Annotated in this window: 6 protein-coding genes and 8 pseudogenes; 12 read left to right on the forward strand and 2 right to left on the reverse strand. The window is 33.9% G+C overall.

Annotated elements, in window-relative coordinates; translation table 11 throughout:
- Window positions 1–8 precede the first annotated feature (8 nt).
- The 4 genes and pseudogenes from ACQ9BO_RS01050 (at window position 9) to ACQ9BO_RS01065 (ending at window position 4532) form a co-directional block, all read left to right on the forward strand.
- Window positions 9–1042, forward strand: a pseudogene (locus ACQ9BO_RS01050) (vWA domain-containing protein).
- 141 nt (window positions 1043–1183) lie between these two features.
- Window positions 1184–1956 (forward strand): annotated as a pseudogene (locus ACQ9BO_RS01055) (tetratricopeptide repeat protein).
- A 126-nt stretch (window positions 1957–2082) separates the two neighbouring features.
- A pseudogene (locus tag ACQ9BO_RS01060) lies at window positions 2083–3836 on the forward strand (BatD family protein).
- Between the two features lie 39 nt (window positions 3837–3875).
- Window positions 3876–4532 (forward strand): tetratricopeptide repeat protein, encoded by a 657-nt coding sequence (locus tag ACQ9BO_RS01065; RefSeq protein ID WP_431243312.1) that lies wholly within the window; start codon window positions 3876–3878, stop codon window positions 4530–4532.
- Window positions 4533–4870: 338 nt separating this feature from the next.
- Here ACQ9BO_RS01065 and ACQ9BO_RS01070 read toward each other — a convergent pair.
- Together ACQ9BO_RS01070 and ACQ9BO_RS01075 are read right to left on the reverse strand one after the other, a co-directional pair.
- Window positions 4871–5439 (reverse strand): annotated as a pseudogene (locus tag ACQ9BO_RS01070) (5-formyltetrahydrofolate cyclo-ligase).
- A complete protein-coding gene (locus ACQ9BO_RS01075) occupies window positions 5426–6406 on the reverse strand; it encodes a succinylglutamate desuccinylase/aspartoacylase family protein (protein WP_431243313.1) in 981 nt (326 codons plus the stop codon). The pseudogene ACQ9BO_RS01070 and the gene ACQ9BO_RS01075 overlap by 14 nt, the downstream one beginning before the upstream one ends.
- 134 nt (window positions 6407–6540) lie before the next feature.
- Here ACQ9BO_RS01075 and uvrC point away from each other — a divergent pair.
- From uvrC to ACQ9BO_RS01115, 8 genes and pseudogenes are all read left to right on the forward strand, one after another.
- Window positions 6541–8333: pseudogene (gene uvrC, locus ACQ9BO_RS01080) on the forward strand (excinuclease ABC subunit UvrC).
- An 81-nt stretch (window positions 8334–8414) separates the two neighbouring features.
- Window positions 8415–10625: a patatin-like phospholipase family protein gene (locus ACQ9BO_RS01085; RefSeq protein WP_431243314.1), complete on the forward strand. Its 2211-nt coding sequence runs from the start codon at window positions 8415–8417 to the stop codon at window positions 10623–10625.
- 316 nt (window positions 10626–10941) lie between these two features.
- Window positions 10942–12100 (forward strand): annotated as a pseudogene (locus ACQ9BO_RS01090) (homogentisate 1,2-dioxygenase).
- A 149-nt stretch (window positions 12101–12249) separates the two neighbouring features.
- Window positions 12250–12609, forward strand: coding sequence for a four helix bundle protein (locus ACQ9BO_RS01095; RefSeq protein ID WP_431243315.1), 360 nt, complete (start codon window positions 12250–12252; stop codon window positions 12607–12609).
- A 93-nt stretch (window positions 12610–12702) separates the two neighbouring features.
- Window positions 12703–13863 (forward strand): 4-hydroxyphenylpyruvate dioxygenase, encoded by a 1161-nt coding sequence (gene hppD / locus ACQ9BO_RS01100; RefSeq protein ID WP_431243316.1) that lies wholly within the window; start codon window positions 12703–12705, stop codon window positions 13861–13863.
- 293 nt (window positions 13864–14156) lie between these two features.
- Complete coding sequence (locus ACQ9BO_RS01105; RefSeq protein ID WP_431243317.1) at window positions 14157–14927, forward strand: DUF3108 domain-containing protein; 771 nt, start codon at window positions 14157–14159, stop codon at window positions 14925–14927.
- Window positions 14927–15858: pseudogene (locus tag ACQ9BO_RS01110) on the forward strand (tryptophan 2,3-dioxygenase family protein). Before ACQ9BO_RS01105 ends, ACQ9BO_RS01110 begins: the two are co-directional and overlap by 1 nt.
- 34 nt (window positions 15859–15892) lie before the next feature.
- A pseudogene (locus tag ACQ9BO_RS01115) lies at window positions 15893–17113 on the forward strand (peptidoglycan DD-metalloendopeptidase family protein).
- The last annotated feature ends 11 nt before the right edge of the window (window positions 17114–17124 follow it).

Consider the following 17124-nt stretch of genomic DNA (forward strand, 5'->3'; position numbering starts at 1 on the left):
AATTTAAAATGGAATTAGACGAAAAAAATATTTATACCTTTTATTTTTACTGCCAATCGTGGTATGTATTTTTCTTTTCAATGTGTATTGGAAAAGAAAAAAGCAACGCGAATTTGGTGATTTAGAAATGGTCAAAAAACTGAGCCCTGAAAGTTCTGTTTTTAAACCAATTCTAAAATTATCAATTATACTTTTAGCGCTTACTTGTTTGATCATCGGACTCGTAAATCCGAAGATTGGAACAAAAATGGAAACTGTAAAACGTGAAGGTATTGATATTGTTTTTGCGGTCGATGTTTCTAAAAGTATGCTTGCCGAAGATGTTGCACCAAGCCGTCTGGAGAAAAGCAAGCAAATTGTTTCGCAAATCATAAATCAGTTAGGAAGCGACCGAATTGGAATTGTTGCCTACGCAGGAAGCGCTTTCCCTGTTTTACCAATTACTTCTGATTACAGCGTTGCAAAAATGTTCTTGCAAAGCATGAGCCCGGATATGGTTTCATCTCAGGGAACTTCGCTTGATGAAGCCATCCGTTTATCATCGACTTATTTTGATGAGAAAAGCAAAACAAGCAAATTGCTTATCTTGATTTCTGATGGAGAAGATCATTCTGAAGGCGCAACCGGCTACGCCGAAGAAGCAAACAAAATTGGAATGAAAATCATCACAATTGGTATCGGAACTGAAAAAGGAGGCACAATTCCATTAAAAGAAAACGGTATTGTTAGAAACCACCAAAGAGATCAAAACGGAGAAATTGTTATCACAAAACTGAATCAAGAAGGTCTAAAAACTATTGCAAAAGCGACAAAAGGAGGTTATGTTTACGGCGGCAACACAAAAGAAGTTTTAGATTACATCAAAAATGCCCTGAACAATATTCAGAAAACAGAATTTGAAGCGACGCAAATGGCAGAATTTCAATCGCAATTTCAATGGTTCCTAGGGTTTGCATTTCTATTACTATTCTTAGATATTTTCCTTTTGGAAAGAAAAACAAATTGGATAAAAGAGTTGAATTTATTTAACGAAAAGAAATAATAAAGTTCGCCACTAATTACACGAATTTACATGAAAACAATCACTTTAAATTAATCTGTTTTGTGAAATTCAAAAATATGCAAACGATTAATTAGTGATAATTGGTGAAATTCGTGGCAACCAAAAAAATAAAAATTTAGAATGAAAAATTTACTTCTTTATATTTTACTAACGTTTTCTTTGGCAGTCTCTGCTCAAGAAAAAGACAAAACATTGCCAGATGGGAATGAAGAATATAAACAGAATAAATTTGTTGATGCTGAAGCGAACTATAGAATTTCGCAATCAAAATTTCCAAACAAAGCGACCGCTTCATACAATTTAGGAAATACAATTTACAGACAAAACCAAATTGCAGAAGCCAAATTTGCTTTCGCGAAAGCGATAAAAAACGCAAAAACAAGACCTGAAAAACATAAAGCTTATCATAATTTAGGGAATGTTTTCATGAAAGAGAAAGATTATACGCAAGCTGTAGAAGCCTACAAACAAGCATTACGAAATGATCCAACCGATGATGAAACACGATACAATTATGCTTTGGCCAAACAAAAGCTAAAAGAAAATCCTCCTAAAAACGACAACAAAGACAAAAATAAAGACAAAGACAAGGACAAGGATAAAAATAAAGATAAGGACAAAGACAAGGATAAAAATAAGGACAAGGACAAAGACAAAGATAAAAAAGACGATAAAGGCGATCCAGACAAGGATAAAAAAGATGGTAAAAACGATCCTAAAAAAGATGACAAATCTGACAATAACGGACAGCCAAAACCACAGCCTGGCGGAATATCAAAAGAACGTGTTCAAAATTTATTAGATGCCGTTAATAACGAAGAAAAGAAAATTCAAGACAAAGTAAACGCGCAAAAAGTAAAAGGAAGTCCGAAAAAGCAGAAAAAGACTGGTAGATAAAAGTTTAATCGTTTAATTGTTAATTTGTTTATTTGGAAAGCATCCTTTAGACAAAAAGCCGATTAAACGATTAAACAGTTAAACAAATAAACAATCAAACAAAAAACCGATTAAACGAATAAATGAAAAGATTTTTAATTTTATTTCTATTCACTTTTCAAGGACTTTTGGCTCAAGTTCAATTTGAAGCCAGAGTCAGCAAAAATACGCTCGGGCTTAATGAGCGAATTCGAATTGACTTCATCATGAATGTTGATGGAGACAACTTTGAACAGCCTAATTTTGATGGATTTAAAGTTGTAGCAGGACCAAGTCAGCAAATAAGCCAATCTTGGATAAACGGACGTAGTTCTTTTCAAAAAATCTATTCTTATATTTTACAGCCAACTCAAAAAGGAAACGTTGTCATTAAGCAAGCCGCAATCGAGTTTAATGGACAGATTTACAAAACATCTCCAATAAAAGTTGTGGTTACAAATGCTGTTGCTCAAGAAAGAGATCCAAGCGAAAGACAACAACAAGGAGGCCAAGGAAGCGAAACATTAAATCTCGTTGCCGAAATTTCAAAAACAAACCCATATTTGAACGAGCCAATTACAGTGGTTTACAAATTGTATTTCAACAATATTGGCGTTAATGGATTCAAAGAATTGGCAAAACCAAAATATAATGATTTCTGGAATCAGAATATCGAAATCAAACAATTGGCAATCGAAGAAGGAAGTTTCCAAGGTCAAAGATGCTATTATGTGATCCTAAAAAAGACAATTCTATATCCTCAAAAATCTGGCAAATTAACAATCGAACCGCTTTCATTAGACATTGAGGTGGAATTGCCTACAGATCGCCGAAATATGTTTGGTCAGATGATCACAACAATGGATAATAAAGTAGTTTCGGCTGGAGCTAAAACAATAAATGTACGACCACTTCCTGAAGCTGGAAAACCAGCAGATTTCAGCGGAGCAGTTGGAAAATTCAATTTTATTGTTACGCCGTCTAAAACAAGTGTAAAAAGTGGTGAAGGCTTAGATTTAGTTGTGAGCGCTTCCGGAACTGGAAACATGAAATTGTTTACGTTGCCAAAACCAGTTGTGCCGAATGCGTTAGAAATGTACGATCCTGTTCATGACGAAAAAGTTACGACTTCGCTAACTGGAATGTCTGGAAGAATATCTGACAAATACACTATTATTCCGCAGTACAAAGGAAAATACATCATTAAACCAATGCAGTTTTCTTATTTCGATTTAAGCACAGGTTCATACAAAACCATCACTTCGCAAGAAATTGCAATTGATGTTTTAGACGGACCAATGCAAGCTGAAGCGAACAGTACCGCAAATGCGGCGAAAAATGTAATTTCTAAAACAGATCAATTTAAGTATATCAAATCAAAAACGACTTTGGTCTCGGTTGCTAAAGATGATTTTTATGGTTCTGATTTGTATTATGCATTATTGTTTGCGCCTTTCATCATTTTGCCAATTATCATTATTGCTAAGAAGAAAAAGAAGCAATTGATGGCGATGTAGCAGGAAACCGAATCAAGATGAACAATAAGCTCGCTAAGAAATATTTATCGGAAGCTAAAAAACAGCTTAATAACAAAGAAGCATTTTATATTGCACTAGAAAAAGCGATGCATAATTTCCTTAAGGCAAAATTGCATATTGAAACCTCAGAAATGAGCAAAGACAATATTCGCGAATTATTATTATCTCGAAATGCAAATCCAGAATCAGTTCAAAACTTTATTCATTTGACTGAAAACTGCGAATTTGCAAGATATGCTCCAGCATCAAGCGCTTCGATTCAGCAAGATTTTGATAAAGCTGTTTTGATCATTTCAGAATTAGAAAAACAGATTGTTTAAACCTATTAAAACAAACCTAACAGGTTTTAAAAAAACAAAATGAAAAACATAGTATATCTCTTTTTATTAATTACACAGGTTTTCTTTGCTCAAAGCTTTGAAAAAGGAAACGCTATGTATCAAAGAGGCAATTATCAAGAAGCTATTCAGGCGTATGAAGCTGTTATAAAAGAAAACAAACAAGAATCGGCTGAATTGTATTTTAATTTGGCAAACAGTTATTATAAGCTGAACAAAGTGGCGCCAGCAATTTACAATTATGAAAAAGCTTTGGTTTTAAAACCTCATGATCCTGAAACGCTTAACAATTTAAAATTTGCAAAAAAACTGACTATAGACGAAATCAAAGAAGTGCCAAAAGTTGGTTTTGCAAAATTGATTCAGAATTTTACTGGCATTTTTGATTATAATACTTGGGCCAAAATCTCTGTTGGAATTGCATTTCTTTTTCTTTTGAGTTTTATCGGGTATTATTTTTCACAAATTACGATTACAAAAAGAATTTATTTCATTGGAATGTTTGTTCTTTTGCTCGTTTTGGGATTAAGCATTTCGGCTGGAATGTCTGAAAAAAGTCATTTTGACAATGATCGCCCAGCAATTGTTTTTGCCGAATTAAGCGAAGTTCGAAGCGAACCGCAAAAAGGCGGTGCTTCGCAATTTTCTTATTACATGAAGGTGCAAAAGTTTATGTAACCGAAGTTTTGGGCCAATGGAAAAAAATCGAATTAACTGATGGAACCGAAGGTTGGATTGATGGTTCGACAATCAAAGAAGTGAAATAGATTTTTAAAATCTCAAAATAAAAAACCCCAAATTCCAATTCTAAAATTGAAGTTTGGGATTTTTGTTTTTTTGTTTTAAACCACATAAGTGACATAAGAAAATTTAATTTAAAATTATATTCTGTTACAATATTTATTTATACCAAAATTATTCCCAACGGGTATTGTAGAGACGCATTTCAATGCGTCTACATATAGTATGTCGACAAAGATTGTGTTAGACGCATTAAAACAGAACATTCCGTAAAATTAAAATGTATATATTTTCTCAGGCGTCACGCAATAATCCAATTTTATATCCGATTCAAAAACATCTTCAATCTGATTTTCAGCCTCAAAAAATGAAAGTCCGATTTTTATAGTTTCTGGTCGGCATTCGGATAGAAATTTATCATAAAAACCCTTTCCGTAACCCACGCGATTTCCATATTTATCAAAAGCCAAAAGCGGCACAAAAACCACATCAATATTTGAACTCTGAACTTGAAGTCCGTTTACAGGTTCTGGAATATTATATTCATTCTTTTTGATTTTAGTATTATCGGTCAAAAGAAAATGAGTCATTTGGCGAGTTTCAAAATCACTTTTCGAAATCACAATTTCCTTGTCTTTTCCAGAAAGCAGATGCAAAATAAATTCGGTATCGACTTCTTTGTGTTCGACAATTGGAAGAAAAACATGGAAATACGTTTTATCCCAGATTGGGAGCTGAATTAAATTATTGGCTATAGCCAAACTTTTTCTTCAATTTCCTCTTCAGAAAGCGTTTTACGAAGATTTTTATAATGTAGTCTTAGTTCTTTTTTATTCGTCGCCATCTATAGGGCTATTTTTAGATAAATGATAAATTGCGTCGCCCTCATATACAATAGGGGAATGATTAGCATTGATTACAAATCCATCGTGAGGCGCTTTTACTTTTTGTTCAAATTTCCCAAACGGATCAGTAATAATGGCCAAGATAGTACCTTTAGTCACAAATTTCCCAACTAAATTAAAATCATGCGACAAACCGGAACATTTCGCTCTTAGCCAGAACGAATATTTTATATAAATAGAAGGCATTGGCGCGGCTTCGACAAGCTGTTTTGAGTCGAGCATTTCCAAATAATGCAATAGTCGTTTTACTCCTAAAACACCTTCATTAGCAATATCATTATTGATGTCCAAAGATTTTCCACCTTCAAAAAGCGACATTTTTACATTGGCACTTTCAGAAGTTTTCCTAAAAGAGCCACTTATATTTTTAGAATACAAAGTGAAAGGCGCATTAAAAACATCAGCCAAAACTTTTAATTCGGGATTATTCTCAGTAATTCTAATTTGTGGCGCGTTGAATCTGCTGGCGCCTCCGGCATGAAAATCAACTGCATAATCCAGAATTGGCAAAATTTCTTCGACAATATGATAAGCAAAACGGCTTGCGAGTGAACCTTTTTTGCTACCTGGAAAAACTCGATTTAAATCACGTCCGTCAGGAAACTCGCGTGATTTGTTTACAAAACCATACATATTGATAATGGGAATACAAATAATGGTTCCCTTCGCTGGTTTGTTTATTTTTTTACTGATAATTTGCCTTACGATTTCTACTCCGTTTATTTCGTCGCCATGAATTCCAGCTGAGAATAAAACAACTGGGCCTTCAATTTTTGAACGGCGCACAATTACCGGAATATTAAGTTTTGTTGTGGTATGCAATCTTGCAATTTCAACGTTAATTGTTCTACTTTCTCCCGGCAAAATTGCTTCGTCGAAAATAACTAAGGGCTTACTATTTTTCATGCAGAATTATAAAAGCTAAATATAGAAATTATTCTTTTGATTTCGTAAATTTGATTCTAAATCGGTGTTAAGCTTTTTTCAAAAATTAAAATGATTTTTGAGCGCTTTTTCACAATCTTCAGAAATAAAACAGAATGCAAAAACCGTCCTTAGATCTTCAAATTCTTACTTTGCCTGATAATCCGGGCGTATACCAATATTATGATAAAGACGGTAAGATCTTATACGTTGGGAAAGCCAAAAATTTAAAAAAAGGGTTTCCTCCTATTTCAATAAAATTCACGATACCGCCAAAACGAATGTTTTGGTCAAAAAAATCGTAACGATAAAACACATTGTCGTTCCAACTGAAACCGATGCGCTTTTATTGGAAAACAATCTAATCAAAACTTTACAGCCGCGTTATAATGTATTGTTGCGCGATGACAAAAGCTATCCTTGGATTTGTATTAAAAAAGAACCTTTTTCGAGAATATTTTCAACACGAAGAATGGTTAAAGATGGGTCAGAGTATTTTGGCCCTTATACAAATTTCAAAACGGTTCACACGATTTTAGAATTGATTAAAGAATTATATCCGCTTCGCACTTGCAATTTTGATTTGAGCAAATCCAATATTGATTCTGGCAAATTTAAAGTTTGCTTGGAATATCATATTGGCAATTGCAAAGGTCCATGCGAAGGTTTGGAACCGTTGGAAGAATATCAAAGACAAGTCAATGCGATTCGCGAAATACTGAAAGGAAACTTCAAAGAAAGTTTAAAGGATTTCAAAAAGATAATGAATAATTATGCGCAGAATCTACAATTTGAAGAGGCGCAAAAAATCAAAGAAAAGATTGAAGTTTTGGAAAACTATCAATCCAAATCGACCATCATCAATCCTAAAATTACCAATGTTGATGTTTTTTCAATTGTTTCCGACGAAAGCGCCGCTTATGTAAACTTCCTGCAAATTTCTCACGGATCAATTATTCGTTCGCATACTTTGGAAATGAAGAAAAAGCTGGACGAAAGTGACGAAGAATTATTGGAACTTGCTATTATTGAACTTCGTGAACGTTTTGAATTATTATCAAAAGAAATCATTGTTCCGTTTGAAATTGATTTGGGCGAAAACATCAAAACAACTGTTCCGCGACTTGGAGACAAAAAACAGATTTTGGATTTATCAATTCGAAATGCTAAATTTTACCGAATTGAACAATTAAAACAATTGCAAATCGTAGATCCGGACAGGCATACAAACCGAATTATGGCACAAATGCAAAAAGATTTGCGTTTGCCTGTTGAACCGCGCCACATCGAATGTTTTGATAACTCGAATATTCAAGGAACAAATCCGGTGGCGGCTTGTGTGGTTTTTAAAGACGGAAAACCAAGCAAAAAAGATTATCGCCATTTTAATGTAAAAACCGTTGAAGGTCCTGATGATTTTGCTTCGATGACCGAAATCGTGGGCCGACGTTATAAAAGATTATTGGAAGAAAACGAACCTTTGCCACAATTAATCATTATTGACGGTGGAAAAGGACAACTTTCGGCGGCATTGAAAAGTATTGACGAACTTGGTTTGAGAGGCAAAATTGCCATCATCGGAATTGCAAAACGCCTTGAAGAACTTTTTTATCCAGGCGATTCCATTCCGTTATATTTGGACAAAAAGTCTGAAACTTTAAAGGTAATTCAGCAATTGCGTAACGAAGCGCATCGCTTTGGAATTACATTTCATCGTGACAAACGAAGTAAAGCGGCACTTAATTCATCTGTCGAAAGCATTCCTGGAATTGGCGAAAAAACAATGCTGACATTGATTCAACATTTTAAAAGTGTTAAAAGATTGAAATTAGCAACAGAAAAAGAAATTTCGGATGTTATTGGAGTTTCAAAAGCCAAAAAAATTGTCGACTTTTACAAAACCAACTAGCTGTTTTTTATGTACTTTAAAAAAGTGTTCATTTCAAATGTTCGGTCAAAAGAATTTCTTTCCAAATTTATCTGGAACACAGTGGTCGTACTTTTTGCGCTGGTTCTTCTGCCTGAAAAATCTTTTTCCCAAGACATAAAACAAGACAGTATAAAAAGACCAAAAATCGGTTTGGTCTTAAGTGGTGGTGGCGCAAAAGGTTTTGCACATATTGGCGTTTTGAAAGTTTTGGAAGAAGCTGGAATCAAAATCGATTATATTGGAGGAACTAGCATGGGAGCAGTCATTGGCGGACTTTATGCTACTGGTTATAATGCCACGCAAATTGATTCCATTTTCAAAAAAACTAATTTTGACGAATTGATAAACGACTATATTCCGCGTTCATCAAAAAACTTTTATGGCAAAAAAAATGACGAATTATACGCGGTTACATTGCCTTTCAGTAATTTCAGAATCGGAATTCCTGAAGCGCTTTCAAAAGGAATGTACAATTACAATCTTTTAAGCAGTTTGACTAGAAATGTTCGTCATGTTCGAGATTTCAATAATTTACCAACTCCATTTTTATGTATTGCAACAAATATTGAGACTGGTGAAGAAGTCTTGCTCAATAAAGGAAATTTGGTTCAAGCCATGATGGCCAGCGCCGCATTTCCTTCATTATTTACACCTGTTGAAATTGATGGAAAACTACTGGTTGACGGTGGCGTGGTAAACAATTATCCAATTCAAGAAGTACGCAATCTTGGCGCCGACATTATCATTGGAGTCGATGTACAGGATGATTTACAGAACAGAAAAGGCTTGAAAAATGCGACTCGAATTTTGGTTCAGATCACAAATCTGCAATCGATCGAGAAAATGAAAAGCAAAAGGAAAGAAACCGATATTTATATCAAACCGGATATTCGAGATTTTGGCGTAATTTCATTTGACCGAGGTGAAGAAATCATCAGAAAAGGTGAAGAAGCAACTTTTGCAGTTTATGAAAAAATCAAAACATTAGTAACAGAAGATACTTTTTATAAAAAACCAAAACTAAAAGTCAGCACTGATACTCTAGAAATTCAAAAAATCAATGTTGATAAATTAGACAACTACACCAAAGAATATATTAACGGAAAATTGCGTTTTAAACCAGAAAGCACCATTACATATGATGATTTAAGAACTGGAATAAATAATTTGGATGCGACCCAAAACTTTAGCACAATTTCATATTGCCTGCAACCGGGAGATGAAAACAAAGACAATTTAGATCTAGTGCTGAAAGAAAACCCAACGCAGACCTACTTAAAACTTGGCCTTCATTATGATGGACTTTATAAAAGTGCAATCTTATTAAACTTAACGCACAAAAAGACCTTCATGAAAAATGACGTTACCTCCTTAGATATTATTTTAGGAGATAATTTCAGATACGATTTTAATTATTATATCGAAAACGGATTCAATATCAGCTTTGGTTTCCGTTCAAGACTAAATCAGTTTAATCGAAATGTAACGACGAGTATAAGCAGACTCGAACAATCAAATCCCGATGTCAATCTTATCAATGTTGATTTTTTTGATCTCACCAATCAAGCTTATTTTCAAACCATATTTGTCCAAAAATTCCTCATGGGAGGAGGTTTGGAGTATAAATATTTAAAAATAGACACACCAACACTAGCAAACGAAGGCAATATAATTGACAAAAGTAATTACTTCAGCGTTTTTGGGTATTTGAAATACGATTCCTTAGACAAGAAAACTTTTCCGCGTTCAGGATTGTATTTCTCCGGTGATGTGCAAACTTATTTAGCATCATCTGATTATACGAATGCTTTCAAACCGTTTTCGATGGCTAAAGCCGAAATTGCTTTTGCCAAAACATTATTCAGACGCGCAACTTTTAAAATTGGCGCCGATGCCGGATTTAATATTGGAAGCGACAGCGTACCGTTTTTCGATTATATTTTAGGAGGTTATGGCTATAATAAAATCAACAATTTCAATTATTTTTACGGTTATGACTTTCTAAGCATTTCGGGAAACAGCTACATCAAAACCGACATCACGTTAGATTACGAGATTTTCAAGAAAAACCACGTGAACTTTTCTGCCAACTTTGCTAATCTAGGCGATGACATTTTCACAACTGTAGATTGGATTTCAATGCCAAAATATACAGGTTATGCTGTAGGTTATGGATTAGAAACCATCATTGGCCCAATCGAAGTCAAACAATCATGGTCGCCAGAAATGTCAAAAAGCTTTACTTGGTTTAGTATAGGATTTTTATTTTAGCATTTCAGCAAAGAATTTCTCAATAAAATGGCGGTATTTTTTTGCTATCAAAAATTTATATCAAAAAAATTAAAATAATTAGTGTTATAAATAATATAATTTATAATTTTACTCGGCAAAAATTACGACATTTGTTATAATGAAAACAAATTGGACAGGTTTATTAGAGTATCTTCAATTCCTAATCAAGAGAAATCCTGAATAATGGCTCTATCGAATTGAAATAATTAGTCAATTAAAAGATTGAACTAATTATTAACTCTGCAATTCACATTTTCTAATTATCTAATTTACAAATTATCTAATTGAAAAGGCCATGCCATTATATCACAAACTCGGAGATTTTCCTCAAAAGAGACACACCCAATTCGAAAAACCTAACGGCGGTTTTTATTACGAACAATTATTTGGAACCGAAGGTTTTCACGGACATTCGTCTTTGTCATACCATGTTCACAGACCAACGCAGATTAAAGAAATTTTAAACTCTTATTCGGTTGAGCCAAAAATCGCAATCGGAAAAAATATAAAATCATTACTTTTTAAAGGCTTTGAATTAAAACCTGAAAACGACTTTTTAGACAGCCGAAAAGCCATGTTAGTCAATAAAGACTGCATTATTGGTTTGGTCGCGCCGAAAGAATCGCTTCGAAATTATTTCTACAAAAATGCCGATGCCGACGAAATGCTTTTCATTCATAGAGGAAAAGGAAAGTTAAGAACCATGTTGGGAAATATCCCATTTGAATATGGTGATTATTTAATCATTCCGCGCGAGCATCATTTATCAAATTGATTTTGAAACAGAAGATAATCGTCTATTTTATGTAGAATCGTATTCTCCGTTTTATACTCCAAAACGTTATAAAAATCAATCAGGTCAGCATTTAGAACATTCTCCATTTTGCGAGCGTGATTTTATTTTGCCAAACGAATTGGAAACACACGACGAAAAAGGTGATTTTTTAATTAAAATCAAAAAAGAAGGCATGATGCACGAAGTGGTTTATGCGACACATCCTTTTGACGTTGTGGGTTGGGATGGCTACAATTTCCCATACGGATTTTCAATTCACAATTTCGAACCTATAACGGGACGTGTTCACCAACCGCCTCCTGTACACCAAACTTTTGAAACGGCAACTTTTGTCGTTTGTTCATTCTGCCCAAGACTTTACGATTATCACCCAAAAGCAATTCCGGCACCTTACAATCACAGCAATATAGATTCTGACGAAGTCCTATATTATGTTGATGGTGATTTTATGAGCCGTAATAATATTGAGCAAGGTCATATCACTTTACACCCAAAAGGAATTCCGCATGGCCCAGCGCCAGGCGCAATGGAGCGCAGTATTGGTCACAAAGAAACTCAGGAATTAGCCGTAATGGTTGATACATTCAGACCTTTAATGGTTACTGAAGAAGCTATGGGATTGGATGATGGTCAGTACTATAAATCTTGGTGTGAATAATTAGTCAATGTGCCAATTTGATAATTAGATAATTTCTATAATTAGAAAATGTGTCAATTTGAAAATTAGATAATTCAATATAAGTTGTAACTTTAAACCTACAAATTAATTGTCTAATTATCCCATTCTCTAATTATCAAATTAAAAAAATGACTTTCAACGAAAAATACAAAGACAACGCTCTTTTAATTAAAACATTCAATTTTGCACTAAATATAATTGATTATACAACCGAACTTCAAGATCAAAAGAAATTCGTAATTGCAAATCAGTTATTAAAAAGCGGAACATCAATTGGAGCAAATTCAAAAGAGTCACAAAACGCAGAAAGTAAAGGAGATTTTATTCATAAATTAAAAATTGCAATTAAAGAAGCAGACGAAACAGAATATTGGTTGTTTTTATGCGATGCTCATAGAGAATATCCAAATTGCAAGCGTTTAATAAATGATCTTTCAGAAATTTTAAAAATTTTAAACAAAATAATATCAACATCAAAAATGAAATAATTAGATAATTTGTCAATGTGTCAATGAGATAATTTTTATCACAACGCACATTTTCTAATTTTCTAATTGACTCATTTTCTAATTAAAAATATCATGTCAAAAGAAGTAAAATCAGTAGAATACGGATTAGAAAAAATATTTGAAGGAGCACAAGATTTCCTTCCATTATTAGGAACAGATTATGTAGAATTCTATGTAGGAAATGCAAAACAATCTGCACATTATTATAAAACTGCTTTCGGATATCAGTCATTGGCTTATGCCGGATTAGAAACTGGAGTAAAAGACAGAGCATCATATGTTTTGAAACAAGACAAAATCAGAATTGTTTTGACAACGCCTTTAACAGCCGATTCTCCAATCAATGAACATTTGAAAAAACACGGCGACGGAGTAAAAGTCGCGGCGCTTTGGGTTGAAGATGCTACAAAATCATACGAAGAAACTATGAAACGTGGTGCACGTTCGTTCATGGAACCAACTGTTGAGGAAGATGAATTCGGTCAAGTTGTTCGTTCAGGAATTTACACTTACGGAGAAACGGTTCACATTTTCGTAGAAAGAAAAAACTACAACGGAGTTTTCCTTCCAGGTTACAAAGAATGGAAATCAGACTACAATCCAGAACCAACGGGATTAAAATATATTGATCACATGGTTGGAAATGTAGGCTGGAACGAAATGAATACTTGGGTAAAATTCTACGAAGACGTTATGGGATTTGTGAATTTCTTATCTTTTGATGACAAACAAATCACTACAGAATATTCCGCTTTGATGAGTAAAGTAATGTCAAACGGAAATGGAAGAATCAAATTTCCAATCAACGAACCAGCTGAAGGTAAGAAAAAATCACAAATTGAAGAATATTTAGATTTCTACGGAGGACCTGGAATTCAGCACATTGCTATTGCCACAGATGACATTATCAAAACAGTATCACAACTAAGAGCTCGTGGTGTTGAATTTTTGTCATCTCCACCTCATACATATTATGAAGCAATCCCAGAAAGATTGGGCGTTCATATGGATATGATGAAAGAAGACATTAATGAAATTGAAAAGTTAGCCATCATGGTTGATGCCGATGAAGATGGTTATCTATTACAAATATTTACCAAGCCAGTTCAAGATAGACCTACCCTTTTCTTCGAAATTATTCAAAGAATGGGTGCAAAAGGGTTCGGTGCAGGGAACTTTAAAGCTCTTTTTGAGTCGATTGAAAGAGAGCAAGAATTGAGAGGTACATTATAAAAACGCTGAATTTTTACATTATGCAGAAAAATTCTCTGTAAAACGTTGATTTTTATGCAAATGTTATGTTAAACTTGCCTTTTGCTATTTCTTTTTTGAACTTTCTATCTATCTTTGCACTCGCAAAACAAAAGGGGTGGTTTCCTTTTGGATTGATATAAATTTCATAATTTATAGTTTTTTGGTTAGTTAATAGCATAAAAACTCAGTCATTCCTTGACTGAGTTTTTTTGTTTTGGTACATTTGGAATAGAATTTGCAATTATCCTCATAAATATTTGTAAAACAGCACTATGAAAAAATTCATCCTCACTATATTCATCCTCACAGCCTTTAGTTTTGATTCACAAAAAGAAGATGCTTTCGATACCGGAGAGTTCTTTAAATTCAGAATTCACTACGGAATCATAAACGCCGGATATGCAACACTAGAAATCAAAGACGCAACAATTAACAATAAAAAAGTATTTCATGCGGTGGGTAAAGGTTACACAACCGGAATGTCAAAATTTTTCTTCAAAGTCGAAGATTTATACGAAAGTTATTTTGACAAAGAAAACGGAAACCCATATCGTTATGTGAGAAAAATTGATGAAGGTGGTTATACCAAAAATCAGGAAGGTTTTTTTAATCAGGCAGAAAACAGAGTTTTGGTGAAAGATTACAAACGAAAATCTGAAAAAACGATCATAACTACTGATAATGTGCAAGATATTGTCTCTTCATTTTACTACTTAAGAAATCACCCGAATATTGATAAATTAAAATCAGGAGAGGCCATTACAATCGACATGTTTTTTGATGATGAAATCACAAAATTTAAGTTAAAATATATAGGCCGTCAAGATATTACGACTAAATTTGGCACCGTTTCTACGATGGTTTTTAGGCCATCTGTACAGAAAGGAAGAGTTTTTAAAGAAGAAGAAAGCTTAACACTCTGGATTACAGACGACGACAACAAAGTTCCTATTAGAATTAAAGCAGATCTTGCCGTGGGATCACTCAAAGCAGATCTTGATGAATATAAAGGATTAAAAAATCCATTTAAAGCAAAAAAATAATGAACCTTACTGATCATTCAGAATCAATTTTAAACGAAATTGATCAAAAATTCCAAGCTATAAATCAAAAAACTGAAGTTCAGTTAGAAGGATTACTTTGGTCTAAACCAATTACATACTGGGATTACATTCAAACTGATGCACTTTTAAACCTACAAATACAACGCACCACGCTTCCTGACGAAATGGTATTTATTATGTACCATCAAGTCAACGAATTAATTTTTAAAATGATCTTGTGGGAAATTGATCAAATCGCAGAAACTCAAAATATTCAAGTTGATTTTTTTAGCGAAAGACTTTCAAGAATCACGCGCTATTTTGACATGTTGACCAATTCTTTCAGCATTATGGAAAACGGAATGGATGTTGACCAATATATGAAATTCAGAAATACGCTGACTCCCGCAAGCGGCTTTCAAAGCGCACAATATAGGATGATCGAATTTGCTTCGACCGATGTTATCAATTTAACTGACAGAAGATACAAAGCAAACTTTGATGAAAACACCGATTTGGAAACCAGTTTCGAGCATTTATATTGGCAAGTCGCAGGAAAAGATTATCAAACTGGAGAGAAATCATACTTGCTAAACGAATTTGAAAAAAATACAAAGAGCAGTTTTTAAGGCAAATGTCATCGTTTAAAACGAAAAATATTTGGCAAAAATTCACACAGCTTCCTATTGAAGATCAGCAAAATACAGATATAATTGCCGCAATGCGCCATTATGACAAAACGGTAAATATTACCTGGGTAATGCAACACCTAAATACTGCAAGAAAATACATTCTAGAAAGTGGAAAAGGCAACGGAGAAGCGACCGGAGGAAGCGATTGGCAAAAATATATGCATCCAAAATACCAAAGACGCATCTTTTTTCCTAAATTGTGGACCGAAGAAGAATTGTCCAATTGGGGAAATGAATAAACCAAATTTAGTTCCCTAGAAAAAATTAAAAAGTTTGAAAAAAGTAGTCGTAATTTTAATAGTCTTGTTTTCTGTTTTCTCATGTAATAAAAAAGAGGAAATAGCTGAAAACAAAATTACCAAACCTAAAACCAAAAAAGTAGAATTCGGATTTAATTACGCAGACTTTAATGTTATAAATGATACTATTTCAAAAGGAGATTCTTTTGGATCAATTGTTCAGAGTCAAAATATTGGCGACAAAAAAGTATTCGACATAGTTGAACAAGTCAAAGATTCTTTTAATGTTAGAACCATTCGTTACGGCAAACCTTTTACATTGCTTCGCGCAAAAAACAAAACCAACAATCTCGAAGTTTTCATTTATCAGCCTGACGCGCTGACCTATTACGTTGTCGATTTGAGAGACAGCATTGCAAAAGCATATAAAAAAATAAAACCTGTAACTTTAAAAAGAAAAATTATTGGTGGCGTTTTAAAAAGCTCTTTATCTGAAACTTTAGGAAACGAAAGTGTCGAAACAGCTTTGGCAAGCCGAATCACAAAAGTATTTTCTTGGTCAATTGACTTCTTCAAACTTAAAAAAGGCGATCGCTACGGATTAATTTTCACTGAAAGATTCATCAACGGAAAAACATATGATGGTGTTGAGGAACTTGAAGCCGCATTTTTGAATATAAAGGAAAAATCGTTTATGCTTTTCCTTTTGAAAAAGACACGCTTTCAGGAAAAATCGAATATTATGACGATCAAGGAAGAACCCTTAAAAACTTTTTCCTAAAAACTCCGATAAAATTCAGTAGAATTACTTCACGATTTACTATGAATCGTTTCCATCCCGTGCAACATACTTGGAAAGCACACAAAGGAACAGATTATCTTTGCTCCAACCGGAACTCCAATTTCTACAACCGCATCAGGAGTTGTTGAAGCAACTGGATATACAGCAGGAAACGGAAACTTTGTAAAAGTAAAACACAACGGAACCTACTCTACACAATATTTACACATGTCAAAAATCTTGGTTCGTCGTGGACAGCGCGTTACACAAGGTCAGACAATTGGCTTAGTAGGAAGCACTGGTTTGGCGTCTGGTCCTCACGTTTGCTATCGTTTCTGGAAAAACGGCGTTCAGGTTGATGCACTTCGATTGAATTTACCTACCGGAGAATCTTTGACAGGAAATGACAAAACTCGTTTTGCAAAACAAATCGAACCTTTGAAAAGAGAATTGGACAGCATTGGGAATTTGTAAAAATTCAAAAA

It is taken from the genome of Flavobacterium sp. P21, assembly GCF_050632225.1.
Taxonomy (GTDB): Bacteria; Bacteroidota; Bacteroidia; order Flavobacteriales; family Flavobacteriaceae; genus Flavobacterium.